This window comes from [Mycobacterium] stephanolepidis, from assembly GCF_002356335.1.
Lineage (GTDB): Bacteria > Actinomycetota > Actinomycetes > Mycobacteriales > Mycobacteriaceae > Mycobacterium > Mycobacterium stephanolepidis.
Window position 1 is genome coordinate 3,917,439 of the sequence record NZ_AP018165.1, and the last position, 24,069, is coordinate 3,941,507.

The 24,069-nt window shown below is 64.5% G+C and carries 27 protein-coding genes and 1 pseudogene; 4 read left to right on the forward strand and 24 right to left on the reverse strand.

Annotation, left to right across the window (positions count from 1 at the left end; genetic code table 11):
- Nucleotides 1-189 precede the first annotated feature (189 nt).
- From MSTE_RS19485 to MSTE_RS19520, 8 genes are all read right to left on the reverse strand, one after another.
- Nucleotides 190-2,205, reverse strand: coding sequence for an acyltransferase family protein (locus tag MSTE_RS19485; RefSeq protein ID WP_096503713.1), 2,016 nt, complete (start codon nt 2,203-2,205; stop codon nt 190-192).
- A 48-nt stretch (nt 2,206-2,253) separates the two neighbouring features.
- The gene (locus MSTE_RS19490; RefSeq protein WP_096503715.1) at nt 2,254-3,768 is read right to left on the reverse strand and encodes a carboxylesterase/lipase family protein; all 1,515 of its coding nucleotides are present in this window, start codon (nt 3,766-3,768) and stop codon (nt 2,254-2,256) included.
- Between the two features lie 108 nt (nt 3,769-3,876).
- Entirely contained in the window at nt 3,877-4,062 is a 186-nt protein-coding gene (locus tag MSTE_RS19495) for a type Z 30S ribosomal protein S14 (RefSeq protein WP_005055692.1), read from the reverse strand.
- Between the two features lies 1 nt (nt 4,063).
- Nucleotides 4,064-4,627 carry a 50S ribosomal protein L5 gene (gene rplE, locus MSTE_RS19500; protein ID WP_030096706.1) on the reverse strand — a complete coding sequence of 188 codons (564 nt, stop codon included), beginning with the start codon at nt 4,625-4,627 and terminating at the stop codon, nt 4,064-4,066.
- Complete coding sequence (gene rplX / locus MSTE_RS19505; RefSeq protein WP_030096705.1) at nt 4,627-4,944, reverse strand: 50S ribosomal protein L24; 318 nt, start codon at nt 4,942-4,944, stop codon at nt 4,627-4,629. Before rplX ends, rplE begins: the two co-directional genes overlap by 1 nt.
- Nucleotides 4,945-5,313: a 50S ribosomal protein L14 gene (gene rplN / locus MSTE_RS19510; RefSeq protein WP_096503717.1), complete on the reverse strand. Its 369-nt coding sequence runs from the start codon at nt 5,311-5,313 to the stop codon at nt 4,945-4,947.
- Between the two features lie 282 nt (nt 5,314-5,595).
- Nucleotides 5,596-6,942: an MFS transporter gene (locus MSTE_RS19515; protein WP_096503719.1), complete on the reverse strand. Its 1,347-nt coding sequence runs from the start codon at nt 6,940-6,942 to the stop codon at nt 5,596-5,598.
- A 6-nt stretch (nt 6,943-6,948) separates the two neighbouring features.
- Complete coding sequence (locus MSTE_RS19520) at nt 6,949-7,956, reverse strand: cutinase family protein (RefSeq protein ID WP_096503721.1); 1,008 nt, start codon at nt 7,954-7,956, stop codon at nt 6,949-6,951.
- Nucleotides 7,957-8,129: 173 nt separating this feature from the next.
- Between MSTE_RS19520 and MSTE_RS19525 the strand changes: the two genes are divergently transcribed.
- Nucleotides 8,130-8,981, forward strand: a complete 852-nt coding sequence (locus MSTE_RS19525; RefSeq protein ID WP_030096702.1) for an alpha/beta fold hydrolase — start codon at nt 8,130-8,132, stop codon at nt 8,979-8,981.
- A gap of 147 nt (nt 8,982-9,128) precedes the next feature.
- Here MSTE_RS19525 and rpsQ read toward each other — a convergent pair whose 3' ends face one another.
- From rpsQ to rpsJ, 11 genes are read right to left on the reverse strand one after another with little or no spacing between them, the layout of a single operon-like run.
- On the reverse strand, nt 9,129-9,434 hold the full coding sequence (gene rpsQ / locus MSTE_RS19530; RefSeq protein WP_030096701.1) for a 30S ribosomal protein S17: 306 nt from the start codon (nt 9,432-9,434) through the stop codon (nt 9,129-9,131).
- The gene (gene rpmC, locus MSTE_RS19535; protein WP_030096700.1) at nt 9,431-9,667 is read right to left on the reverse strand and encodes a 50S ribosomal protein L29; all 237 of its coding nucleotides are present in this window, start codon (nt 9,665-9,667) and stop codon (nt 9,431-9,433) included. Before rpmC ends, rpsQ begins: the two co-directional genes overlap by 4 nt.
- Entirely contained in the window at nt 9,667-10,083 is a 417-nt protein-coding gene (gene rplP, locus MSTE_RS19540) for a 50S ribosomal protein L16 (RefSeq protein WP_030096699.1), read from the reverse strand. The genes rpmC and rplP overlap by 1 nt, the downstream gene beginning before the upstream one ends.
- Before the next feature lie 2 nt (nt 10,084-10,085).
- Nucleotides 10,086-10,910 carry a 30S ribosomal protein S3 gene (rpsC, locus tag MSTE_RS19545; RefSeq protein ID WP_046254659.1) on the reverse strand — a complete coding sequence of 275 codons (825 nt, stop codon included), beginning with the start codon at nt 10,908-10,910 and terminating at the stop codon, nt 10,086-10,088.
- Nucleotides 10,910-11,383: a 50S ribosomal protein L22 gene (gene rplV, locus MSTE_RS19550; protein ID WP_070915374.1), complete on the reverse strand. Its 474-nt coding sequence runs from the start codon at nt 11,381-11,383 to the stop codon at nt 10,910-10,912. Before rplV ends, rpsC begins: the two co-directional genes overlap by 1 nt.
- Entirely contained in the window at nt 11,383-11,664 is a 282-nt protein-coding gene (rpsS, locus tag MSTE_RS19555; RefSeq protein ID WP_030096696.1) for a 30S ribosomal protein S19, read from the reverse strand. Before rpsS ends, rplV begins: the two co-directional genes overlap by 1 nt.
- A 9-nt stretch (nt 11,665-11,673) precedes the next feature.
- Nucleotides 11,674-12,510, reverse strand: coding sequence for a 50S ribosomal protein L2 (rplB, locus tag MSTE_RS19560; protein WP_030096695.1), 837 nt, complete (start codon nt 12,508-12,510; stop codon nt 11,674-11,676).
- A gap of 26 nt (nt 12,511-12,536) precedes the next feature.
- Nucleotides 12,537-12,839: a 50S ribosomal protein L23 gene (rplW, locus tag MSTE_RS19565; protein WP_005055645.1), complete on the reverse strand. Its 303-nt coding sequence runs from the start codon at nt 12,837-12,839 to the stop codon at nt 12,537-12,539.
- A complete protein-coding gene (gene rplD / locus MSTE_RS19570) occupies nt 12,839-13,480 on the reverse strand; it encodes a 50S ribosomal protein L4 (RefSeq protein ID WP_096506128.1) in 642 nt (213 codons plus the stop codon). The genes rplW and rplD overlap by 1 nt, the downstream gene beginning before the upstream one ends.
- Nucleotides 13,481-13,494: 14 nt before the next feature.
- Nucleotides 13,495-14,148, reverse strand: coding sequence for a 50S ribosomal protein L3 (gene rplC / locus MSTE_RS19575; RefSeq protein ID WP_030096693.1), 654 nt, complete (start codon nt 14,146-14,148; stop codon nt 13,495-13,497).
- A gap of 14 nt (nt 14,149-14,162) precedes the next feature.
- Nucleotides 14,163-14,468 (reverse strand): 30S ribosomal protein S10, encoded by a 306-nt coding sequence (gene rpsJ / locus MSTE_RS19580; RefSeq protein ID WP_003883485.1) that lies wholly within the window; start codon nt 14,466-14,468, stop codon nt 14,163-14,165.
- A 385-nt stretch (nt 14,469-14,853) separates the two neighbouring features.
- Here rpsJ and MSTE_RS19585 point away from each other — a divergent pair.
- The 3 genes and pseudogenes from MSTE_RS19585 (at nt 14,854) to MSTE_RS19595 (ending at nt 17,376) form a co-directional block, all read left to right on the forward strand.
- Nucleotides 14,854-15,521, forward strand: a pseudogene (locus tag MSTE_RS19585) (pyridoxine/pyridoxamine 5'-phosphate oxidase).
- Between the two features lie 60 nt (nt 15,522-15,581).
- Complete coding sequence (locus MSTE_RS19590) at nt 15,582-16,052, forward strand: hotdog fold domain-containing protein (protein WP_057967467.1); 471 nt, start codon at nt 15,582-15,584, stop codon at nt 16,050-16,052.
- 67 nt (nt 16,053-16,119) lie between these two features.
- Nucleotides 16,120-17,376 carry a cytochrome P450 gene (locus MSTE_RS19595; protein WP_096503723.1) on the forward strand — a complete coding sequence of 419 codons (1,257 nt, stop codon included), beginning with the start codon at nt 16,120-16,122 and terminating at the stop codon, nt 17,374-17,376.
- Between the two features lie 8 nt (nt 17,377-17,384).
- Here the strand turns inward: MSTE_RS19595 and MSTE_RS19600 are convergent, their stop codons facing one another.
- From MSTE_RS19600 to mftG, 5 genes are all read right to left on the reverse strand, one after another.
- Complete coding sequence (locus MSTE_RS19600; RefSeq protein ID WP_096503725.1) at nt 17,385-18,887, reverse strand: acetyl-CoA acetyltransferase; 1,503 nt, start codon at nt 18,885-18,887, stop codon at nt 17,385-17,387.
- 46 nt (nt 18,888-18,933) lie between these two features.
- Nucleotides 18,934-19,719: an ethanolamine ammonia-lyase subunit EutC gene (eutC, locus tag MSTE_RS19605; protein WP_096503727.1), complete on the reverse strand. Its 786-nt coding sequence runs from the start codon at nt 19,717-19,719 to the stop codon at nt 18,934-18,936.
- Nucleotides 19,716-21,119, reverse strand: a complete 1,404-nt coding sequence (locus MSTE_RS19610; protein WP_096503729.1) for an ethanolamine ammonia-lyase subunit EutB — start codon at nt 21,117-21,119, stop codon at nt 19,716-19,718. The genes eutC and MSTE_RS19610 overlap by 4 nt, the downstream gene beginning before the upstream one ends.
- Nucleotides 21,120-21,126: 7 nt before the next feature.
- The gene (gene eat / locus MSTE_RS19615; protein WP_096503731.1) at nt 21,127-22,590 is read right to left on the reverse strand and encodes an ethanolamine permease; all 1,464 of its coding nucleotides are present in this window, start codon (nt 22,588-22,590) and stop codon (nt 21,127-21,129) included.
- Nucleotides 22,591-22,651: 61 nt separating this feature from the next.
- Nucleotides 22,652-24,067 (reverse strand): mycofactocin dehydrogenase MftG, encoded by a 1,416-nt coding sequence (gene mftG, locus MSTE_RS19620; protein ID WP_162291687.1) that lies wholly within the window; start codon nt 24,065-24,067, stop codon nt 22,652-22,654.
- Nucleotides 24,068-24,069 lie beyond the last annotated feature (2 nt).

Genomic DNA, 24,069 nt, shown 5'->3' on the forward strand with positions numbered 1-24,069 from the left:
CCCGACCCGCTGACACACACCAGGCGCTGAATCGATAGCAAAGTGTCCGGCTACCCGGACCGGAATCAGCAGGGGCGGGAGCGCCGGTTCATCGGAACTCGCTGGCACAGCAGCGAAGGTTGCTGAGCCGGAATCGGACGCACCGCCGAAGGCGCTCCGGGACACCACCGGTGACGGCGCGCGCGTCACTCACGGGCGGGCGCGTTCAGCGATGAGACGCGCGAATTCCGGCTGCAGCCGTTGAGCTTCGCCCACGGTGATATGTCCGCCGTCGCGCGCCACCCACCGAGAATCGATGTTGGTGCGACATACGCCATCCGGACAGACCGCCGGCCCCAGGTCGATGGTGGACACCCCCAAGAGCCCAACGGCGGCTCGCTGCTCGGCGACGGCAGCCGTGTTCTGCTGGCGCTGAACTTCTGCCAGCGCCTCGGAGCGACCGCAGCGGGAGGGCGACAACCAGACCTCGTACCCCGGGCACTTGTACAGATCCCAGTTCACGAAATGCGGCAGGGTATTCACCACCACGACGGGGACACGCGCCGCCGACAGCTTCTGCAACACCGCGGCCATGCCCACCTGCCACAACCGGCCCTTACCGGCGTCGTCCTCAATCCACTCCTGTGTATCCGGAAGCCGGAACCGCACATGTTGATCGGCCAGGAAGTAGTCACTGGAGGCGGAAGCGATCACCACCAGGCCCGGCTGGACGTCTGCCAACGCACTCGTCCAACGCTGTACGAAGTCGGTGCAGCCGGGCGGCGAAGGATCCAGCACGAGCTCCACGAAAGGGCAGGCGGCGTTTGTCGCGAGAAGCATCGACCGGTTTTGCTGCGTCGCCGCCGGGACGAGTGCCTCGGCGAACTGTCCGGCATTGGAATCGCCGACGAGGACGACCGACCGCGAATCGACATCCGCGCCTTGGGGCCACAGACAGTCCAGACGGGTCTTTTCGGCATCCGGCATGTTGCCGACGCACCCTCTGCCGACATCCAGATGGGCGGCCCGCTGCGCACGCGCGTCGCGAATCGCCGGTGTGGCTATCTGCGCGGCGCCGAATGTCACGGCCGAAACGAAGACCGCCACGCCGACCGACGCCACCGCGAGCCGCGGCGCGCGAAGATCCGCGAACTTCCGCCCCGTTCGGATCGGGTCTTCGACATACCTTTTCGACAACCAGGCCGGAAGCAACGACAGCACGCCCACGCAGGGCACCAGCCACCGATGCTCGGCGCCGAGCAGGTTGTTGGCGAAAACGATGAGCGGCCAGTGCCACAGGTACCAGCTGTAGGACAGATCGCCGATCCACTGCATCGGCGCCGATGACAGCAGCCGGCCGATGGGCTGGCGCGACGGCACGGTCCCCGCGATGATCAGCAGGCCTGAGCCCAGCACCGGGACCAGCGCATTGATTCCCGGAAACGGGTCTGCCGCCGATATCGCAACGGCCCCCCAGGTGACACCGACCGCGCCGAGCACCGCTGTCGGTAAGGCGGCTCGAGCACCCCATCGGCGTATCCGGCTCTCCTCCACTGCGATCAGCGCACCGACACCGAACTCCCACGCGCGCGTGGGCGAGCTGTAGAACGAGAAGGCCGCATTGTGCGCATGGAACGGGAGACCATCGCCGGCCGTCAGGTAGATCGCGAGCAGCAGCGATGCCACCGACAGCGCCAGAAGCAGCGAGAAGGTCACCATCAAGCGACGTGCCCGCCGACAGGTCGCCACATAGGCGGCGAACGCCATCACCGCCGGGAAGATGAGATAGAACTGCTCCTCCACCGCCAACGACCAGGTGTGCAGGAAAGGATTCATCGCCGCCGGCGCCGCGAAGTATCCGGAGGGCTCCAGGAAAAGCACCGCGTTCGAGATGAACAGGGCCGCGGCGGCGGCCGTTCGCGCCGCGACCTGCATTGAGCCCAGCGGGCTTTGGATGACTGCGGTTACCGGCAGTACTACGACAATCAACAGGGCAAGCGCGGGCAGCAGACGGCGTACCCGGCGCGCATAGAAGCGACGCAAGTCGATGCGGCCCGCCCGGTCGGTCTCGCGCAACAGCAGTCGGGTGATCACGAATCCGGAGATGACGAAGAAGACATCGACGCCGATGAATCCGCCCGGAACGGGCAAGCCGCTGTGATAGGCGACCACCAGCAGAACGGCTACCGCCCGCAAACCTTGAATATCTCGACGGCGGTCAACCACCGGCTGAGTCTAGATGACAAGCGTTCCCAGATCGGCGGGCAGCGGCGGCTACCGCCAGTAACCGCACTGATGGCTGTCGACAAAGCCCGCCATCGGTTTCGGCGCCGGTGGCGCGAGACGCAGGAATGCTCCTCCGGGCACATATTTGGGCCATTCCGGTAGACCGCCGCCGTTCGGATTCCCGGTCTTCACGAACTGTGTCCAGTACGCGATCATCTGCGCGGACAGGGCCGCAGATTCCTGGTTCAACGGTCTGGACAGGTCGAACAGGTAACCCAATTCCGAACCGTGCGAGGCACCCAACGGCAACGGCGCGCCCTGGTACTGCTGCTCTACCGGCGCGGCGGGGTCAGCGAATTCGTAGGCATACACCGGCGCCTTTTTTACCAGGGCCTCGGCCATATCGAGCGTCGGGCACGCGTAGCTGTTGTCGGTATCGATCGCCGCGAGTGCGGCGAGCACGTTTCCGCCGTACGCGGACAAGGGGTATCGACGTCCTAGTTCGGTGGCCCGGTCCGCGTACTTGTTTTCCAATGCACGTTGATACTCCTCGGTCCCGGGCACCGGCTTGTGCTGGTACTGCTGGGCCTCAAACACTGTGGCCTCGTTGGCGTTACTGCCGATGAGGACGGGGACGGGAGAAGCCAGACCGCTGGTGAAGGCGTCCAGTGGCGGCGCCGGAAGCTCCGGTGTCCCGGTCACCGGGCTCACCGGCAGTCCGATGCCGGTGAACTGCGGCGAATCCCGCAGGGCGTCAACCGATAGTGCGCGCAAGCATCCGGCGGCGCCGGGACCGGCCGGGCAACCCACCTCGGCCGCATAGGCCGTGCTGTCACGGACGGCAGACGATACGGGGGCCTGCGCCTGGCACGGAGCGCTCTCCATGATGGCCGACCGGAACAGCCCGGAGGCCTTCGGCGCCACCATCAGATCGCATACCGATACGCCGCCCGCCGATTGACCACCGATGGTTACCCGGCCGGGATCACCACCGAACGCGGCGATGTTGTCATGCACCCAGCGCAGCGCCGCCTCCTGATCCAGCAACCCGTAGTTGCCGATCACATCGGACAGGCCCGGCGCGGCCAGGAACCCCAGCGTCCCCAACCGGTAATTGATGGTGACGACGGCGATTCCGCCCTCGGCGGCCAGTTTTCGCGCGTTGTAGCCGACACCGTTGCCGGCGATGAAGGCGCCGCCGTGAATCCAGACCAGCACCGGCACCTTCCCCTGGGTGTGCCGCGGCATCGTGACGTTGAGGACCAGGCAGTCCTCGTTCTGGGTCAGATCGCTCTCGGCCCCCGGCTGCGGGCATTCGACGCCCGGGCCCGTCGCATCACGGGTGTCCGACCACGGCACCACGGGTTCTGGCTCGGTGAATCGTCGCGCGCCAACCGGCGGCGCCGCGTACGGAATAGCGGTGAAGACACGCACCTCGTCGTCGATGTGTCCGCGCACCGCGCCCGCACGGGTGTTGACGATCGCCGGGTCCGCAGCCGTGGTGGGACTGCATGCCGCAACGGCTGCCAGCACCACCAGCACAGCCAATAGCAACCGCGTCATGTCTCGCTTATCGGGCACGGGCGCAAGCGTAATGGCCTGAAGGTCCGGACCGCTGGAGAGACGACAATAGGCCGGGACTCGATGAGTCCCGGCCTATTGATCAGTGGCTTACCAGCTGCTCTTGTGGATGCCTGGCAGCTCGCCGGCGTGTGCCATCTCCCGCAGGCAGATTCGGCACAGGCCGAACTTGCGGAACACGGCATGCGGACGGCCACACCGGTTGCACCGGGTGTACGCGCGCACGGCGAACTTGGGCTTCTTGGCGGCCTTGTTGACCAGAGCCTTCTTTGCCATATCAGTTCTCCTTGAAGGGGAAGCCGAGCTGGCGCAGCAGGGCCCGTCCCTCGTCGTCGTTGGTCGCCGAGGTGACGACGGTGATGTCCATTCCCCGCGGGCGGTCGATGGAGTCCACGTCGATCTCGTGGAACATCGACTGCTCGGTGAGACCGAAGGTGTAGTTGCCCTTGCCGTCGAACTGCTTGGGCGACAGGCCGCGGAAGTCGCGGATACGCGGCAGTGCGATGGACACGAGGCGGTCCAGGAACTCCCACATACGGTCACCGCGCAGCGTGACGCGGGCACCGATCGGCATGCCTTCACGCAGCTTGAACTGTGCGATGGACTTGCGAGCCTTACGGATCTCCGGCTTCTGGCCGGTGATCGCGGCCAGGTCGGTGACAGCGCCGTTGATGAGCTTGGCGTCACGCGCGGCGTCGCCGACACCCATGTTGACGACAACCTTCACGACGCCGGGGATCTGCATCACGTTGGCGTACTTGAACTCGTCGTTCAGCGCGGTCTTGATCTCTTCGCGGTAGCGAGTCTTCAGACGGGGCTGAGCGTTTTCGGTGGTGGTCATCAGATGTCCTTCCCGTTGCGGCGGGAGATGCGGACCTTCTTGCCGGTCTCTTCGTCGATGCGGTAGCCGATACGAGTGGGCTTGCCGTCGGAGTCGATCACCATCACGTTCGACACGTGGATGGCGGCCTCCTGGGTGACAATCCCACCGGACTGCGCGCCACGCTCATTTGCCGACTGTGCGGTGTGCTTCTTGATACGGTTCACGCCCTCGACGAGGACACGATTGCGCTCCGGGTAGGCCGCGATGACCTTGCCCTTGGCGCCCTTGTCCTTGCCTGCGATGACGAGAACGGTGTCGCCCTTGTGCACCTTCATTTACAGCACCTCCGGGGCGAGCGAAACGATCTTCATGAACTTCTTGTCGCGAAGCTCGCGACCGACGGGCCCGAAGATGCGGGTACCACGCGGGTCATTGTCGGCCTTGATGATGACGGCGGCGTTCTCATCGAACTTGATGTAGCTGCCATCCGGGCGGCGACGCTCTTTGACGGTACGGACTATGACGGCCTTGACGACGTCACCACGCTTGACGGTGCCTCCGGGGATGGCGTCCTTGACGGTCGCCACAATGATGTCCCCGATCCCGGCGTAGCGTCGCGACGAGCCACCGAGCACGCGGATGCACAAGATTTCCTTGGCACCGGTGTTGTCGGCGACCTTCAGCCGTGACTCCTGCTGAATCACTGGTCTCTCCTACGTGACCTGGAAGTGGATGTGTGCCGGATTCCGACCCGACACACGCGGTCATGTTGTCTTCAGGGCACGCGTCATCCCCGGGTTTTCACCTGGTGGGAATGCCTACCTGCCCCGGGGCGCACGGCACCCACAAGACAACCGCCCTAGTGTAGGTGAACCCGCAGGTCGGATACAAATCCGAGCCGCTGCACCCGCCCCCCCTCGCCGAAACCTTGGTTCTGGCGGATTCGTCTCGCACATTCTCGCCACAACCTCGGTCTCGACGGGCCGTTACCGATTGAAGGCCGAGCCTTGCTCGCGGTCCAGATAGGTATCGCCCTTGTTCTTCAGGAAGACCAGGTACACCACCAGGGACATCGCGATGCACACCGTGACGTAGGCGATGAATAGCGGCACCTGACCGTGCTCCTTGAGGGCCTGATAGATCAGTGGTGCGGTCCCGCCGAAGACCGAATTCGCCAGCGCGTAGCCCACCCCCACTCCGAGAGCGCGCACATGAGACGGAAAGAGTTCGGATTTGACCAGCGCATTGATCGAGGTGTATCCGGTCAAGATGACGTAGGCCCCGGCGACCAACAGAAACGATGCGATCGGCGACCGCGTCTGCGGCAGATACGTGATGAGGACGTATGTGTAGACGACTCCCCCGAAGCCGAACCACAGCAGCAGCGGCTTGCGGCCCACCTTGTCGCTGATGAGTCCGCCGATGGGTTGCAGCAGCATCAGGAAGATCAGCCCCGCCAAGTTGATCCAGGTGGCGGTCATGGCCTGGTCCTTGTAGGCGGTCTTGACGATTGCCGGTGCGTTGACGCTGTAGGTGTAGAACGCGAGAGTGCCGCCCATGGTGATGAGGAAGCACAGCAGCAGCGGTTTCCAGTACCGGGTGAGCAGCTCGCGCATCGACCCGGAGCTGGTGTCGGCACCGGCCTTGATGGCCGCCAGCTGCTCCTCGCTGAGCGATTCGTCCATGGTGCGCCGCAGCCAGTACACGACGATCGCGGCCACACCTCCGACGGCAAAGGCTATACGCCAACCGAATTCGTGAACCTGATCCTTGTCGAAGACGGTCAGAATGATCAGCAGTGTGAACTGGGCAAGCACATGACCGCCCACCAAAGTCACGTACTGGAACGACGAGAAGAATCCGCGTCGTTCACGGGTGGCCGCCTCGGACATATAGGTGGCCGAGGTGCCGTACTCGCCTCCCGTCGCGAAGCCCTGGACGAGTCTGCACAGGATCAGCACGATGGGTGCGGCCATTCCGATGCTGGTGCGCGAGGGCACCAGCGCGATGACCATGGAGCACGCCGCCATCAGCGAGACGCTGATGGTCAACGCGGCACGGCGACCGTGCCGGTCGGCGAACCTGCCGAAGAACCACGATCCCAAAGGCCGGGTGATGAAGGTGACCGCGAAGATCGCGTACACGTAGATCGTCGAGTTCTCGTCGGTCTCATCGAAGAACTGCTTCTCGAAATACATCGCGAAGACGGTGTAGACGTAGACGTCGTACCACTCGACGAGGTTCCCGGAGGACCCTCTGATGGTGTTCCAGATGGCGCGGCGAGTGTCGGCCCGGCCCGATGGAGTTGGCGTGTTGGTAGTCGAAACGGTCATGCAGGCTTACTGACCACCGGATGACGGACCCGGCGGTGGGCCGTGCCGGGCAGGATCGGGCGCGGTGATGCTGCTGGTCGATGCCACCGCGGCGGGAGCGTCGGCTGCCGGACCGTCGGTCGACGGCATCATCCACGCCGGAGCCTTGCGCGTCGGCGACACCGCCACCGGCTTCGGCGTGGACGACGAGGGTTGCGGTCCCGATGTAGTGGGCGATGGCGCCGTGGTGGCAGGCGATGTCGTCGCGCTCAACGGATTGGCACTCTTGGAGGTCGACGCCGGGGCGCTCGTCGAACTGCTGCTGGGAGTCACAGCGCTACTGCCGGCGGCCACGGCGTTGAGCCGGCCGACGACGAAGTCGGCGGCCCGGTCGGCCGATCCGTCGGACTTGTACTGCATGTGCGGGCCGAGGCCGCCGCCGGCGGGATCGCAGATCCCGTCACCGGGGTTGCAGATGTCGATGACTTTGCTACGCAGATCGTCCCGGATCTCCAGGTCCAGATTCATTCCGGCAACCTGCCAGTTTTTCGGGTTCCCGATCAATACGATTGCCGGGACGCGCTTTTCGAGGTCGGCCGGGAGCGGGTTGTTGAAGGTGAGCCCCGTTCCATTCTTGCCGAACAGCACATCCACGACGGCCGCGCCCTGGGAGAACCCCCCAAGCACGAACTGAGTGTTCGGACAGTTTCGCGCGACCTCCTGGACATGGAAGCTCATGTCGTTGGCGCCGTCGCCGGCACGGACCCAATCAAAACTGGCCGGGTAGTTGACCGCATAGATGTCGACGCTCTTGCCCGGGAGCCGATCGACGATTTCGTCGGTGACGGCCTTGCCGACATCACCGAGGCCCGGCGAATCGTTGGTCCCGCGCGCAAAGGACACATCCACATCCGGACAGCCCGCCGCCCTGGCGATGGGAGAGCTCTCCGTGTGTGCGGTGAGCACCGCGGCGGCTGCCGCGGATACCGCGAAAATCGAAACCCCGACCGATCCACGCTTGACGTATCGGTTCATTCATCCAGCGTAGACAGGTCGGCCCGCACATTTACAGAGGTTGGCGCCATCCGAAATGACTCTTACCGGGCCCTTATTCACGCCCAATCCACGTCCGGAAAGCTCGTGCGCGGATTACCCACTCAGCGGGCACCGCCGTCACCCGAAACTGAAACACGTTCTACTCTTATGGCGTGGACGTGACATACGAGGGCACCAAGAAGGAACTGGCCACCGATGAGGGTGTGCTGCGCTACCACGAGGCCGGGGAGGGTGAGCCGCTGATCCTGCTGCACGGCTCCGGGCCCGGCGTGACCGGGTGGCGCAATTACCGCGGGAACCTCGAGGTTTTCGCGAAGCATTTCCACACCTACGTCTTGGAGTTCCCCGGGTTCGGGGTCAGCGACGCCGTGCAGGGGCACCCGGTGCTGACAGCCGGCGCCTCGGTGATTCGGTTCATGGACGGCCTGGGCATCGAGTCCGCCGCCATTGTCGGGAACTCGATGGGCGGAGTCGTCGGCATCAACCTGGCGATCAAGCACCCCGATCGCATCACCAAACTCGTCACCATCGGTGGCGTCGGACCGAACATCTTCAGCCCGAGCCCCAGCGAGGGACTGCGCCTGCTGCAGGAGTTCACCGACAACCCCGATCGCGACAAGTTGGTCCGCTGGCTCAACTCGATGGTGTGGAATCCCGCCGTGGTCACCGAGGAACTCATCGAGGAGCGTTGGGAAGCGGCGATCAACCCGGACGCGCACAAAACCGCGCAGCTGATGTACGGCTCCAAAGCCTTTGCGATGCAACAGCAGTTCCTCGCGAACGCCGACATCGCGCCGTACTGGGCGATGATGCACAAGATCAAGTGCCCGACCCTGCTCACCTGGGGCCGCGACGACAGGGTCAGCCCCCCGGACATGGCGATCGTGCCGATGCGACTCATCCCCAACGCCGAGCTGCATATCTTCCCCAACAGCGGCCACTGGGTGATGATCGAGGCCAAGCAGGCGTTCGAGCAGACGGTCGTGGACTTCCTGCGGCGCTAAGCACTCATCGAGCGCATACCGCACGCAGACAGATCACCCGATTCAGCTGTGTGCGGTATGCACTCGGCGCCATGCCGGGCTCCCACTCCCCCCCAATACAAAAGCGCGCCGCCCCTTTCGGGAGCGGCGCGCTTTATGCGTATCTGCTTACTTGGCCTTCTCGAGAACCTCGACCAGGCGCCACCGCTTGGTGGCCGAGGTCGGACGGGTCTCCATCAGCGAGACGCGGTCGCCGACACCGGCGTCACCGTTCTCGTCGTGGGCCTTGACCTTCGACGTGGTGCGGATGATCTTGCCGTACAGCGAGTGCCGGTTACGGGACTCGAGCTCGACCACGATGGTCTTCTGCATCTTGTCCGACACGACATAACCGATGGCGGTCTTACGACGCCCACGCGGCTGTTCGGTGGCCGGGGTGTGCTTAGGCCCGGCGGCCTTCTTGGTCTCGCTCACTTGCTGTCCTCGCTATCGGGTCCTGCGGCCAATCCGAGCTCGCGCTCACGCATCACCGTGTAGATACGCGCGATCTCCTGGCGCACCGCACGCAGCCGACGGTTGTTGGCGAGCTGACCGGTGGCCATCTGGAAGCGCAGGTTGAACAGCTCTTCCTTGGACTCACGCAGCTTGGTGATCAGCTCGTCTTCGGTGCTTTCCCGCAGCTCGCCAGCGGAAATTCCCACTGCCATCAGAACTGCTCCTCTCGTGTGATGATGCGCGCCTTGATCGGCAGCTTGTGGATCGCGCGCGTCAGCGCCTCGCGCGCGGTCTCCTCGTTCGGGTAGCTCAACTCGAACAGCACACGACCGGGCTTGACGTTCGCAACCCACCACTCCGGCGAACCCTTACCGGAACCCATGCGGGTTTCGGCGGGCTTCTTGGTCAGCGGGCGGTCCGGGAAGATGTTGATCCACACCTTGCCGCCACGCTTGATGTGCCGGTTGATGGCGATACGAGCGGACTCGATCTGCCGGTTCGTGATGTATGCATGGCCCAGCGCCTGGATGCCGTAGTCACCGAAGGCAACGGTGGTACCGCCCGAGGCGGTGCCCTTCTTCTTCGGGTGATGCTGCTTGCGGTGCTTGACCTTACGGGGAATCAGCATGTTCAGCTCTCCGTGGTTTCTGCGGACGGCGCGCTAGCACCGTCCGAGGCAGGGGTCTCTGCGGCGGCACGGCCGGCCTCGGTGCTCGTCGCGGTGGTACCCGAGGCGCCGCTACGACGCGGACGGGCACCGGCCGGACGCTCACGGCGCGGACGGTCACCGGCAGGCGCGGCCACCGAGGCGGCGAGCTCGCGCTTACCACCGACGATGTCGCCCTTGTAGATCCAGACCTTCACACCGATACGGCCGAAGGTCGTCTTGGCCTCGTACAGGCCGTAGTCGATGTCGGCGCGCAGCGTGTGCAGTGGCACGCGACCTTCGCGGTAGAACTCCGAGCGGCTCATCTCAGCACCGCCAAGACGACCGGAGCACTGCACCCGGATGCCCTTGACGTTCGGCTGACGCATGGCCGACTGGATGGCCTTGCGCATCGCGCGACGGAACGCCACACGATTCGAGAGCTGCTCGGCGACACCCTGGGCAACCAGCTGCGCCTCGGCCTCGGGGTTCTTCACCTCGAGGATGTTCAGCTGCACCTGCTTCTTGGTCAGCTTCTCCAGGTCGGCGCGGATGCGGTCGGCCTCAGTGCCACGACGGCCGATGACGATGCCGGGACGCGCGGTGTGGATGTCAACGCGAACCCGGTCACGGGTGCGCTCGATCTCCACCTTGGCAATGCCGGCGCGCTCCAGGCCAGTGGCCAGGAGGCGGCGGATCGCCACGTCTTCCTTCACGTAGTCCGCGTACTGCTTGTCGGCGTACCAACGGGACTTCCAGTCGGTGGTGATGCCGAGCCGGAAACCGTGCGGATTGATCTTCTGGCCCACTAGCGCGAGCCTCCCTTCGCCTCAGCGGTGGTCTTGTTGGCGGCAGCCTTCGAGCCCTCGGCCCGGCGGGCGCGAGCGGCGGCCTGTGAGGTTCCGCCCTTACCACCCTTCTCGGACTTGGGACGGCTCTCCACCACCACGGTGATGTGGCTGGTGCGCTTGCGGATCCGGAATGCACGACCCTGCGCGCGGGGACGGATGCGCTTAGCGGTCGGGCCCTCGTCGGCGAAGATCTCCGACACCACAAGGGTGGAGGGATCCAGGCCGTCGTTGTTCTGCGCGTTGGCGGCAGCGCTGGCGATGACCTTGGAAACCGGCTCGCTGGCTGCCTGCGGCGCCCACCGCAGGATGTCGATGGCGTCGGTTACCGACTTGCCGCGCACCAGGTCGATGACCCGGCGTGCCTTGGTCGGCGAGACCCGCACGAACCGTGCAACGGCCTTGGCCGATGGGTATTCAGTCGTTGTAGTCATTAGCGCCGCTTGCTCTTTCGGTCGTCCTTGATGTGACCCTTGAAGGTCCGCGTCGGGGCGAACTCACCCAGCTTGTGACCGACCATCGCTTCGGTGACGAAGACGGGGACGTGCTTGCGCCCGTCGTGCACCGCGAAGGTGTGGCCGATGAAGTCGGGGATGATGGTCGACCGACGCGACCAGGTCTTGATGACCTGCTTGGTGTTCTTCTCGTTCTGTACGTCGACCTTCTTGAGCAGATGGTCGTCGATGAACGGGCCCTTCTTGAGGCTGCGTGGCATCGCTTACTCCTAGCGCTTCTTGCCGGTGCGCCGGCGACGGACGATGAGCTTGTCGCTCGCCTTGTTGGGCTTGCGGGTGCGGCCTTCGGGCTTGCCCCACGGGCTCACCGGGTGACGACCACCGGAGGTCTTACCTTCACCACCACCGTGCGGGTGGTCGACCGGGTTCATCACGACACCACGGACGGTGGGGCGCTTGCCCTTCCACCGCATACGGCCGGCCTTACCCCAGTTGATGTTGGCCTGCTCGGCGTTGCCGACCTCACCGACGGTGGCGCGGCAGCGCACGTCGACGCGGCGGATTTCACCACTGGGCATACGCAGGGAGGCGTAAGCGCCTTCCTTGCCCAGCAGCTGGATACCGGCACCGGCAGAGCGGGCCATCTTGGCTCCACCACCGGGACGCAGCTCGACGGCGTGCACGGTGGTACCCGTCGGGATGTTGCGCAGCGGCAGGTTGTTACCCGGCTTGATGTCGGCGTTGGCGCCCGACTCCACCACGTCACCCTGCGACAGTCCGACCGGCGCGATGATGTAACGCTTCTCGCCGTCCAGGAAGTGCAGCAGCGCGATACGCGCGGTGCGGTTGGGGTCGTACTCGATGTGCGCGACCTTGGCGTTGACGCCGTCCTTGTCGTGGCGACGGAAATCAATCAACCGGTAGGCACGCTTGTGGCCGCCACCCTTGTGACGAGTGGTGATGCGGCCGTGGGCGTTACGGCCACCGGTGCCGTGCAGCGGGCGAACCAGCGACTTCTCGGGAGTCGAGCGAGTGATCTCCGAGAAATCGGCGACGCTCGAGCCGCGGCGACCGGGGGTCGTCGGCTTGTACTTGCGAATAGCCATGTCTTCTCTAGTCCTCTACTCCCCGACTACGCGGGGGCTCCAAACAGGTCGATCGGCTTGCTACCCGGTGCCAGGGTGACGATGGCGCGCTTGGTGCTCTTGCGCTGTCCGAAACCGGTGCGGGTGCGCTTGCGCTTGCCCTGCCGGTTGGCGGTGTTCACCGAGGAGACCTTGACGCTGAAGATCTGCTCGATGGCGATCTTGATCTGCGTCTTGTTCGAGTCCGGGTGGACGATGAAGGTGTACACGTTGTCTTCGATCAACGAGTACGACTTCTCCGAGATCACCGGGGCCAGGATGATGTCGCGGGGGTCAGCGATGGTTGCCATCAGGCCGACACCTCCTCTTTCTTCTTGGCGTTGATGAAGCCGTTGAGGGCCTCGACGCTGAACACCACGTCATCGGCCTTCAGCACGTCATAGGTGTTGAGCTGGTCGTAGGCCAGCACATGCACGTTCGGCAGGTTCCGGACGCTCTTGACCGAAGTCAGATCGTCGCGGCCCAGCACCACCAGCACCTGCTTGCGGTCGCTGATCTCGGCCAGGAACGACTTGGCGCTCTTGGTCGAAGGCTCTTGTCCGGCAACCAGTTCGGTGATCGCGTGGATCCGGCCGTTGCGAGCCCGGTCAGACAGCGCACCGCGCAGGGCGGCGGCGATCATCTTCTTGGGCGTGCGCTGGCTGTAGTCACGCGGCTGCGGGCCGTGGACGACGCCACCACCGGTGAACTGCGGTGCGCGGGTCGAGCCCTGACGGGCACGGCCGGTTCCCTTCTGGCGGTAAGGCTTCTTGCCACCACCGGACACCAGGCCACGCGTCTTGGTGGAGTGGGTGCCCTGACGGCCTGCGGCCAACTGAGCGGTCACCACCTGGTGCAGCAGCGCGATATTGGCTGGGGCGTCGAACAATTCGGCTGGCAGCTCGATGGAGCCGTCCGTCTTGCCGCCCGGAGCCTTGACTGCGATCTTCAAAAAATCCTCAGACACTACTTCTCACCTCGCTTGACAGCGGTGCGGACCACAACCAGGCCACCCTTACGTCCGGGGATGGCACCCTTGATCAGCAGTACGCCGTTCTCAGCATCAACCTTGTGCACCACCAGGTTCTGTGTGGTGACGCGATCGCTACCCATACGTCCGGACATCCGTGTGCCCTTGAAGACACGACCCGGGGTGGCGCAGCCACCGATCGAGCCGGGACGACGGTGCACGGCCTGTGCACCGTGGCTTGCGCCCTGACCACTGAAGCCGTGACGCTTCATGGTTCCGGCGAAGCCCTTGCCCTTCGAGGTTCCGGTGACGTCCACATATGCGCCGTCACTGAAGATCTCGGCGGTCAGCTCCTGGCCGACCTCGTACTCGGCGGCAGCAGCCTCGTCGTCCAGACGCAGCTCGGCCAGGTGGCGACGGGGGTTGATACCCGCGGCAGCGAACTGACCGGTGACCGGCTTGGTCACCTTGCGCGGGCTGATCTCACCGAACGCCAGCTGAACGGCGCTGTAGCCGTCCTGCTCGGGGGTGCGGATGCGGGTCACCACATTGGGTCCGGCCTTGACGACGGTCACCGGGACAACCCGGTTGTTGTCGTCGAACACCTGTGTCATACCCAGCTTGGTGCCCAGAATTCCTTTTCTTGCCATGGTTTCTGGTTCTCCTACTGGATGTTCACGTCGACGCTGGCCGGCAGATCGATGCGCATGAGCGCGTCAACCGTCTTGGGCGTCGGGTCGAGGATGTCGATGAGCCGCTTGTGGGTGCGCATCTCGAAATGCTCGCGCGAATCCTTGTACTTGTGCGGCGACCGGATAACGCAATACACGTTCTTCTCGGTTGGCAGCGGCACAGGTCCAACGACACTCGCGCCGGTACGGGTCACCGTCTCAACAATCTTGCGCGCAGAGGCATCAATGGCCTCATGGTCGTAGGCCTTGAGCCTGATGCGGATCTTCTGTCCCGCCACGCTTCCTACCTCTACTATCACTGGTCCGGAGCGCGCCGAAGCGCACCACCCGATACCGCCGCTGTTTACCTGTCGTAGTTCACCGACCCCCGCGGTCGGGCGTGTCGCCCTCGCGCGCAGTCCTCCGCGTCGAAAATTCTCGTCGCTTGGACTGGGCCGACGCGCCCGTAAGGGCGCTTGTGGTTCGCCGTCCCCGTTCGCAGCGCACTATGGGCGGACCCAAGGCACTACAACCGGTTCACGGCAACCCGAACAGTATGCCTTATCCCGCGGCTGCGGCCAAATCCCTGGTGCACCCACCCGGCAGCGGCAACTGCGCACCCCTGACCTGCGAATCCGGGGACGCCTGGAACGCTAGTACAAGATCCGTTCAGGAGGTTGCGACGTGCACTGGTCAGAAGCCGACGGAGGGCGTTCATTTCTGCGGGCACTGCCCGTCCTCTGCGGCAGTGCCCCGCCGTTCAACATCGACGGCGCCCCGCCGAACCGCTCCCCTTGTTCGCCGAATGGATAGAGCATGCGGTGCTGGCGGGCGTTCCCGAGCCACACGCCATGACGATCTCGACGGTCGATGCGCAGGGTGCACCGCGCGCACGGGTGCTGATCGTGAAGGCCATCGATGAGGACGGCTGGCATTTCGCGGCGAGCTCGGTAAGCCAGAAGGGACGCGATCTGTCGTCGCATCCTGTCGCCGCGCTGACCTTCCACTGGCCTGCGGTGGTCCGGCAGGTACGAGTGGTGGGCACCGTTGTCGACGACGGTGCGCAGGCGAGCGCTGCCGACTTCCTGGGCAGGCCCATCGGATCCCGGGCCATGGCGTTGACGCTGCGGCAGAGCCAGCCGCTGGCGGACGCCGCGGAAATCGACGCCGAGCTCGACAAGGCCCACCGGAAGTTGGCGGACAACCCGGAACTGACGCCGGTTGAGTGGGTGTCATATTCGGTACGCCCCACGCAGGTGGAGTTCTGGCAGGGCTCCCCCGATCGGAAGCACCTGCGGCTCAGTTATCAGCGCACCGATGACGGATGGGAGCGCACACGGCTCTGGCCGTGAATCGACGAGCAGTGGGCATCCGAGTTCGCAGCCATCTTACTTTCGAGTAAGGTACGTACCGTGAGTGCATCTCCGACCTATAAGGCCTGGCAGCGTCTGCAGAACAAGCCCGGCGGCTCCGCCCTGTTCTCCGCCGCCATGATGGCCCGCGTCCCCTACTTCGCCTCGGTGGTGCCGCACGTGCACCGGATGGAGCCGGGCTACTGCGAGGTGACCGCCCCCAAGTGGTACTTCGTCTACAACCATCTCAAGACATTCCATGCGATCGCCGCATGCAACTTGGCCGAGGTGGCGATGGGCATGCTGATGGAGGCCACCACCCCGTCCTCACATCGATGGATCCCCAAAGCGATGAATGTGCAGTACCTCGGTAAGGCCACCACCTCGCTGCGGGCCGTCGCCAAGCTGGAGGGCCTCGACTTCGCCTCGATCACCGAGGGCACCGATGTGGTTGTGCCGATCAGCATCACCGATCGTGACGGCAAGGAAGTGGTGAAGGCAGAGATCACCACCTGGGTGACCCCCGCTTAGACACCTTCGGCGGCCGAATTTTGCCGTTATAGACAAATCTATGGTGTGCCGCGCGCACACTCCGGCTATGGCCACCGCACTGTCTGAAATCGAGGAAGCCGGCCGAGTATTGGCCGATCCGACCGCCTATGCCGACGAGCCCCGTCTGCACGATGCGCTGACCCTGTTACGGCGTGAACAACCCGTGGCACGAGTCGTCGCCGAGAACTATCGACCGTTCTGGGCGATCACCAAGCACGACGACATCATGGACGTCGAGCGCGATAACACGCTCTGGATCAATGAGCCGCGTCCGCTGCTGATGAACCTCGAGCAAGAGGCCGAGCTGGACAAGCAGGCGGCCATGGGGATCGAGCTCAAGACCCTGGTGCATATCGACGATCCCAAGCATCGTGTGCTGCGGGCCATCGGGGCCGACTGGTTCCGGCCAAAGGCCATGCGGGACATGAAACTCCGCACCGACGAACTGGCCACCAGATATGTGAACAAACTGTTGGAGGCCGGCGGCACCTGCGATTTCGCGCAGGACGTCGCGGTGCACTTCCCGCTGTACGTCATCATGTCTCTGCTCGGCATTACCGAATCGGACTTCGATCGGATGCTCAAACTCACCCAGGAACTCTTCGGCGGCGACGACACCGAGTTCCAGCGCGGCGCCACTCCGGAGGAGCAGCTGCTCGCCCTGCTGGACTTCTTCGGATACTTCAGCGGCCTCACCGCGTCCCGCCGCGAGAGCCCCACCGATGACCTGGCATCGACGATCGCCAACGCGAAGGTCGACGGTGAGCTGCTCAGCGACGTCGACACCGCCTCGTACTACACGATCATCGCCACCGCCGGGCATGACACCACCAGCGCCACCATCGCCGGTGGGCTCGAAGCCCTCCTGCAGCATCCGGACCAGCTGGCGCGGCTGCGCGAAAATCCCGATCTCATGCCGTTGGCGGTCGACGAGATGATCCGATGGGTGACGCCGGTCAAGGAGTTCATGCGGACGGCGACCGCCGATACCGAGATTCGCGGCGTCCCCATCGCCGAGGGCGATTCGGTGCTGCTGTCCTACCCCTCGGGTAATCGCGATGAAGACACCTTCGGCAATCCGTTCGCCTTCGATGTGGGTCGAGATCCCAACAAACACTTGGCGTTCGGGTTCGGCGTGCACTTCTGCCTGGGTGCCGCGCTGGCGCGGATGGAAGTCAACAGTTTCTTCTCGGCACTGCTGCCCCGGCTGGAATCCATCGAGATCGACGGGGATATCGAGCGGATGTCCACCATATTCGTCGGGGGCATCAAACACCTGCCCATCCGCTACACCTTGCGGTGACGGCCGTACTAACTGAGCCGGGCGGAACCGTCGGCCGCGACTTCGATTGACGCGCCTGCGATATCGGCATCCGCGATCTGCGCCGCCGCATCCCTGTCTTCGATCTTGGCGAAGGTACGGGCCCCCGTCGGCGTGCGGACGCTCACGAATGTCTGGAATGGGGATCCGTCTCGCCCATAGTTGACGGTCCAGGCCTCAATGGTCGCCGTACCCGAATACCCTTCGGCGGCATCAGTTTTGGGCTCTTGATCGACCTCTGACTGCACGTCCTCGTACCTGAACCCAGATGCGGGCGGCTCGGTTCCATAGATTCCGAACGCGTGTTTGGTCAGGTATCCGCCGTTCGCCGTGATCAGCCCCTTCGCCCCCGGGAGTTCGCGAAGCCGTTCTGCCATGGTGGCGATGGAGTGGGTGACGTAATTGCACCAGGGGCCACCGGCGAACGTGAGCCCACCGGTGACCGTCAGCGGCCGTGCGGGGTCATCGAGCGCCAGCCCCAACTCGGTGGCCGCAACCTGCACCGCCGAGGGGAAACATGAATAGATGTCGATCAGGTCCACGTCATCGGTGCTCAGCCCGGCGATGTCGAACGCACGCCTTCCCGCGAGGCGGATGGCCGGGGACCGATGCAGCTCATTGCGTTCACTGAGCGCGAAGGTGTCGTTGGCCTGGCTGCCCGCGAGCGGAAATATCCAGCGGTCCTCCGGAATTCGGAGCCGTCGCGCTGTTTCCACGGAGGTCAGCAGCAGCACCGCACCCTGCTCGACCATGTTGTTGGAGTTCATCAGCTTGGTGTACGGCGAGCTGATCCACCGATTGTCGGGACCCGGTGTGGCGATCTCCTCGGCGGTGTACGCATCGTTGGACCAGGCGTGTGCGTTGTGCACGGCTACCGCGTTGAATCGCTGCCACAGTTGAGAGATGGCCGTCCGATGTTCCGCGATGGACGCACCATTGGCAACCCGGATCGCCTGCTCGAACAGTGGGTACACGTGTCCGGGAGAGATGAGGCCGATGGTGGTCTCGGCGCCGCCGACCTGATCCATCCGGCCGCCGAGAATGGTTGGTTCGGCGATGGATTCGTCTTGAGTCGTCCACGACGGTTGCACTCCCGTGGCCATCATCTTGTTGCGTGAGCGCCACATCTCCGCCCCGCCGATGAGAACCACATCGGCGTCCCCGGCCAGAATGTCGGCGGCTGCGTGGTTGACCAACAGCTGCGGTGAGTTACCGCTGGGTCCGGTATAGAACGTGCGCTTGGGCGCCGCACCCAGACGTTCGCCCAGGAGCGCGCCGGGGTCGCGGTACTTCCACGAGAAGATGTTCGCCACCGACACCGTGTCGACGGCAGTGAGCAGGTCCAACGCCCCTGCGTCCTCGGCGGCCAGCCGCGCCGCCCGCTCCATGAGATCGACGGGCTCGGGGATCTCGGAGAACGGACTGTCGGCGTCTGTCCGCTGGTTGACCTGTCCGGTACCGACGAGGACCGGCGTGCGAGGGTCGAGGGCCATCAGCCGATGGTAACCAACCACCCGGTTGGCCCCGGAGGGCCTCCCGCTAAGTGGGCAGTGCGGGACCGGCCCCCTCGATCTGGTTACCCGCGCCCGTCATGTCCTTGAGGTCGACGCCGGAACGGCCGATCTCCCGCGCCCCCGCCACCAGAGCGGCGACGACCTGGGCCGCCTGGTCATAACCCAGCCCCTCCGGAGGATGAATATTGGATACGCAATTACGTTGTGCATCAGTGCATCCCACCATGGGATTGTGCGTGAGATAGATCCCGACGCTGTCGGCCACCGACAGCCCAGGGCGTTCGCCGATGAGCACCAGCACCGTATCGACGCCCAGCGCGGCACCGATGTGATCCCCCAGCGCCACCCGCGCCTGCGTCGCGATGACGAGTGGCGCGATCGAGTACCCGCGAAGCCGCTGGTGCAACGCTTGTAATAGCTGCACCCCGTGGTCGTCCAGGGCTCTCGGCGATAGGCCGTCGGCCAGCACAATGCCGATATCGGCATTGGAATCGGAGAGCACATCCAGTGCGCCATCGGCGGGCGCCCGCCCCAGGTCGGGGCGGCGCAGGTACTCGGAACGATCGCCCGCCCGGCTGGTCACCAGCAGCGGGGTACCCAACCCAAGCCCGTCGATCCGTCCCGCCAAGGCACGCGCATCCAGGGGCGTGTGCACCGCGTCCCGGGCGGCCGCGTGCGCGGTCCCGAACTCCAGCACTCGAGTGGTGGGCAACGCATCACCGCTACGCCCCAACCCGATTCGAGACTGGGTGGATCGACGCAGCGTATCCCAGATATCGTGTGCAGCACCGTTGTTCGCGATATCGCTCATAGCAGCGCCCGCAACGGCGAGTCGCTGACCGCGATTTCACGCAGCCCACCGTCACGCTCCAGCATCCCCATGCGCTCAAGCCATTCGTTGAACTCCGGCGCCGGTCGCAGGCCGAATGTGCGGCGCGCGAACAGCGCATCGTGGAAGGACAGGCTCTGATATCCCAGCATGACGTCATCGGCTCCGGGCACGGCGATGACGAACGCAACCCCCGCAGCGGTGAGCACCGTCAGCAGCACATCCATGTCATCGGAATCGGCCTCGGCGTGATTGGTATAGCAGACGTCCACCCCCATCGGAAGTCCCAGCAGCTTGCCGCAGAAGTGATCCTCCAGGCCGGCCCTGATTATCTGCTTGCCATCGTAAAGATATTCCGGCCCAATGAATCCCACGACGGTATTGACCAGGAGCGGCTCTACCTCGCGCGCGACCGCGTAGGCCCTGGCCTCCAGTGTCTGCTGATCAACGGCAACGCCGCCCACCCCGATATGCGCTCCGGCAGAGAGCGCCGATCCCTGACCGGTCTCCAGGTACATGACGTTGTTGCCCACGGTGCCGCGGCCCAACGAACGTCCGGCCTCATTCGCCTCACGGAGCAGCGCAAGGTTGACCCCGAAGCTCTCATTGGCGCCTTCGGTCCCCGCGATCGACTGGAATACCAAGTCCACCGGTAGATTTCGTTCGATCAGTTCCATCGTGGTGGTCACGTGTGCGAGCACACACGATTGTGTGGGGATATCGAATCGCAATCGGATGTCGTCGATGAGGCGCAGTAGATCGGCCGCGGCATGCGGGGAATCTGTCGCGGGATTGATACCGATGACGGCGTCACCGCACCCCAGCAGCAGGCCGTCGAGGGTGGCGGCGGCAATACCCCGTGCATCGTCGGTGGGATGGTTGGGCTGCAATCGAGTCGCCAGGGTGCCCGGTAGGCCGATGGTCGTACGAAAGGCGCTGTGGTTACGCACCGCGGCGCCGACGGCGATGAGGTCCTGGTTACGCATCAGCTTGCTGACGGCCGCCACCATCTCGGGGGTCAGCCCCGCGGAAATATCCTTGAGCGACTGTGCCCCATGCGGTTTGGTGATCGTCTCCAATAGCCAGTCGCGGAAATCGCCGACAGTGAGGTGTGAGATGACGGCAAAGGCCTCCACATCATGACTGTCGATGATGAGCCGGGTGACCTCGTCGGTGTCGTACGGGACGATCTCCTCGGAGAGGAACGCCGCCAGCGGCACTTCGGCAAGCGCCCAGCGTGCGGCGGCCCGCTCAGCATCCGACTGCGCAGCACAGCCCGCGAGTTCGTCGCCCGATCGGGGTGGCGAGGCCTTCGCGAGAACCTCGGCGAGCGATCCGAACTGGTAGGTGACCGGCCCTGCTGTGTGGCGAAAAGTGCTCATAATGTGCCTATTTCAATTCGTTCTCGGCTTCCGCAAGCGCCGCGAACTCTTCGTCCGGGGAGTTTGCGACCAAGTGGTGTCGGCTGTACAGCCCAAAGTACGCCATAAACAGGATGAACACCCCGAACGTGGCAAAAGCCGCGGTGGTATCGACAATGAAAGTCGCCACTACCGCCGCACACGCGATCACCAGTGCGAACCCGCTGGTGGCGATGCCCCCCGGGGTTCGATACGGCCGCTGCATCTCGGGCTCGCGAACACGCAGCACGATGTGACTCACCATCATCAGCACATAGCTCAGCGCCGCCCCGAAAACCGCCATGTTGAGCAACATCGCGCCTTTGCCACTGAGCGACAACAGGAATCCGACGATTCCCGGCACAATCAAGGCCAGCACGGGAGCCTTCCGGCTGTTGGTGACCGACAGCCGGGTCGGCAGATAACCGGCACGGGACAACGCAAAGGTCTGCCGACTGTAGGCGTACACGATCGAGAAGAAGCTGGCGATGAGTCCGGCCAGCCCGATGTAGTTGACGGCCTTGGCGACGGTGGTGTTTCCGAGCGCCTCGACCAAGGGATTGCCCGACTGCCCCATGGCCTCGGCACCGCCCGCGCCGGGCACCAGGAACAGCACGGCCGCCCCGGTGACAACGAGCACCAGCATCGCCATCACGATGCCGCGTGGGATGTTCTTAGCGGGATCTCGGGCCTCCTCGGCCGCGAGCGGCACTCCCTCGATCGCCAGGAACAGCCAGATCGCGAACGGCACCGCCGCCCAGATTCCCAAATACCCGTAGGGCAGGAATGCCGATGCACCCGTTGCCGTTTCATCGATCGAAATGTTGGTCAGGTTGTTCACGTCGAAGCGGCCGACGGCGCCGACCGCAAAGGTGATCAGGCCTACGAGCGCGATCCCGGTGATGATGAACATCGTCCTGAGCGCCTCGCCCGCACCACTGAGATGGATACCTATGAAGATCGCGTACACAGCGAGATAGATCCACCATCCGTCCTTGAGCCCGAACAGATGCAGCGATTGGACGTAACTTCCGATGAAGGTGGCGATGGCGGCCGGAGCTATCGCGTACTCGATGAGAATCGCGGTCCCGGTTGCGAATCCACCCCACGGGCCCAGAGCACGCCGGGCGAAGGTGTACCCGCCTCCCGCGGTGGGTAATGCCGACGACATCTCTGCCATGCTGAGCACCATCGACAGATACATCGCGGCGATGACGACCGCCGCGATGGCCATACCGCCGAAACCACCCTTGCTCAGACCGGTGTTCCAGCCCGCGTAATCGCCGGAGATCACGTAGCTCACGCCAAGCCCGGCCAGTAGCACCCAGCCGGCGGTCCCCGACCTCAGCTGCCGCCGCGCGAGATAGTCGGCGTCCTCGAGATGCGATTGGACGCCCGCATGGTCATGCGCGGCCTCCGGATGTGGACTGACGGTGTCATCGGGAGTTGACATCGTCCAATTGTGCGACCGATGGCGTGCGCGTGTGCGGTAGACGCCAAGATTCGCACTCTCGTTACGACCACGCAACAAACCGGGCCGCTCGGTGCCCGATCATCGCGATCGTGGCCGCCGGGCCGCGGCTCGGAATGGTCGGCATGATCGACCCGTCGATGACAAAGAGTCCATCGACTCCCCTGACACGACAGTACTTGTCGACGACCGCGTACTTGTCCTCGTCATTACCCATGGGTGCGGTTGCGCACAGATGTTGCGACGTGGACCACCGCGGACCGCCGAACCGCCGGCCGTACAGTTCGGACACCAGACGTACTCCGTCCCGCAAGCGATCCATATCGGCGGTCTCACTGTCATATCTCAAGTCGATGTACGCCGGCACCGCAGGATCGGTCGAACGTAGTTCGACTCGACCCCGACACCGCGGAGTCATCAACGCAACACCGATCTGCCTGGCATCGGCGCCATTTACCTGCGCGCCTGCCATGGCGGCGAATCCCGTTGTGTACGGCCGTACCTCGACGCCCATCTGGCGGTCGGTATGCAACACGGTATCCAGTACGGGATAGCCCGACTGCCCACCATCGCCGGTATCGAGCACCCACTCCGCGTGGTCCATCACGCGGGTCCCCACACCGGGTAGGTCGACGATGGGATCGACCCCCACCGCGCGCAGATCATCGGCGGGCCCCAGCCCGGAGAGCAGCAGCAGCTTGGCGCTCTCAATCGCACCCGCGCTCAATATGATTCGATCGGCAGTCAGAGTCCGCACCGAGCTCCCCACCGCCACCTGGACCCCGGTGGCACGCCCGCCACCGCACAACACCCGCAATACACGAGTACTGGAGTACACCGCGAGATTGGGGCGCCAGCCCGCTCCCTCAAGGTACGCACGCGCGGGCCCAATCCGCATGCCGCTGTCGATGTTGAGCGGCACCAATCCCACCCCGACACCGGCCTTGCCGTTGAGATCTGCCACCGCCGGGTAACCGGCTTTGATGGCACGATCCGCCAATTCCCTTCCAGCGGTGCTCTGTTCGCTCCTACGTCCAATCGGTATGGGTCCCGATGAGCCGTGTAGCGGATCATCCCGAAAGTCACGATCGGTCTCCATCTCACGGAAGTGATCACGCACATCCACCCAGGCCCATCCCGGCACCGACCATCCATCGAAATCTGCGGGCCGTCCCCGCACGAAATAGCCGCCGTTGATCGCGCCGGAGCCACCCACCACCGATCCGCGCACCAACTCGGCCTGATCACCGGTCGACGTCAACGTGGCCCAGTAGTAGGTGGCTATCTGACTGCCCGGGCCGATCGGCAGGCGGTACCCATCACGTACCCCCTCCTCGTCTGCGGATGACGCCGGACCGGCCTCGACAAGCACCACACGAAACGATGGATCCTCGGAAAGGCGGCTGGCCAGAATCGAACCCGCGCTGCCCGCGCCGACAATGAGCGCATCCGCGTGGATCG

What these genes read in the sequence shown, in the direction of transcription:
- MSTE_RS19490 (WP_096503715.1), bottom strand. Translation starts at nt 3,768, where the DNA reads ATGACGCGGTTGCTATTGGCTGTGCTGGTGGTGCTGGCAGCCGTTGCG.
- MSTE_RS19495 (WP_005055692.1), bottom strand. Translation starts at nt 4,062, where the DNA reads ATGGCAAAGAAGGCTCTGGTCAACAAGGCCGCCAAGAAGCCCAAGTTC.
- rplE (WP_030096706.1), bottom strand. Translation starts at nt 4,627, where the DNA reads ATGACCACCACCGAAAACGCTCAGCCCCGTCTGAAGACTCGCTACCGC.
- rplX (WP_030096705.1), bottom strand. Translation starts at nt 4,944, where the DNA reads ATGAAGGTGCACAAGGGCGACACCGTTCTCGTCATCGCAGGCAAGGAC.
- MSTE_RS19515 (WP_096503719.1), bottom strand. Translation starts at nt 6,942, where the DNA reads ATGACCGTTTCGACTACCAACACGCCAACTCCATCGGGCCGGGCCGAC.
- MSTE_RS19520 (WP_096503721.1), bottom strand. Translation starts at nt 7,956, where the DNA reads ATGAACCGATACGTCAAGCGTGGATCGGTCGGGGTTTCGATTTTCGCG.
- rpmC (WP_030096700.1), bottom strand. Translation starts at nt 9,667, where the DNA reads ATGGCAGTGGGAATTTCCGCTGGCGAGCTGCGGGAAAGCACCGAAGAC.
- rplP (WP_030096699.1), bottom strand. Translation starts at nt 10,083, where the DNA reads ATGCTGATTCCCCGTAAGGTCAAGCACCGCAAGCAGCATCACCCGAAG.
- rplV (WP_070915374.1), bottom strand. Translation starts at nt 11,383, where the DNA reads ATGACTACAACGACTGAATACCCATCGGCCAAGGCCGTTGCACGGTTC.
- rpsS (WP_030096696.1), bottom strand. Translation starts at nt 11,664, where the DNA reads ATGCCACGCAGCCTCAAGAAGGGCCCGTTCATCGACGACCATCTGCTC.
- rplB (WP_030096695.1), bottom strand. Translation starts at nt 12,510, where the DNA reads ATGGCTATTCGCAAGTACAAGCCGACGACCCCCGGTCGCCGCGGCTCG.
- rplW (WP_005055645.1), bottom strand. Translation starts at nt 12,839, where the DNA reads ATGGCAACCATCGCTGACCCCCGCGACATCATCCTGGCCCCGGTGATC.
- rplC (WP_030096693.1), bottom strand. Translation starts at nt 14,148, where the DNA reads ATGGCAAGAAAAGGAATTCTGGGCACCAAGCTGGGTATGACACAGGTG.
- MSTE_RS19595 (WP_096503723.1), top strand. Translation starts at nt 16,120, where the DNA reads ATGGCCACCGCACTGTCTGAAATCGAGGAAGCCGGCCGAGTATTGGCC.
- MSTE_RS19600 (WP_096503725.1), bottom strand. Translation starts at nt 18,887, where the DNA reads ATGGCCCTCGACCCTCGCACGCCGGTCCTCGTCGGTACCGGACAGGTC.
- eutC (WP_096503727.1), bottom strand. Translation starts at nt 19,719, where the DNA reads ATGAGCGATATCGCGAACAACGGTGCTGCACACGATATCTGGGATACG.
- MSTE_RS19610 (WP_096503729.1), bottom strand. Translation starts at nt 21,119, where the DNA reads ATGAGCACTTTTCGCCACACAGCAGGGCCGGTCACCTACCAGTTCGGA.
- eat (WP_096503731.1), bottom strand. Translation starts at nt 22,590, where the DNA reads ATGTCAACTCCCGATGACACCGTCAGTCCACATCCGGAGGCCGCGCAT.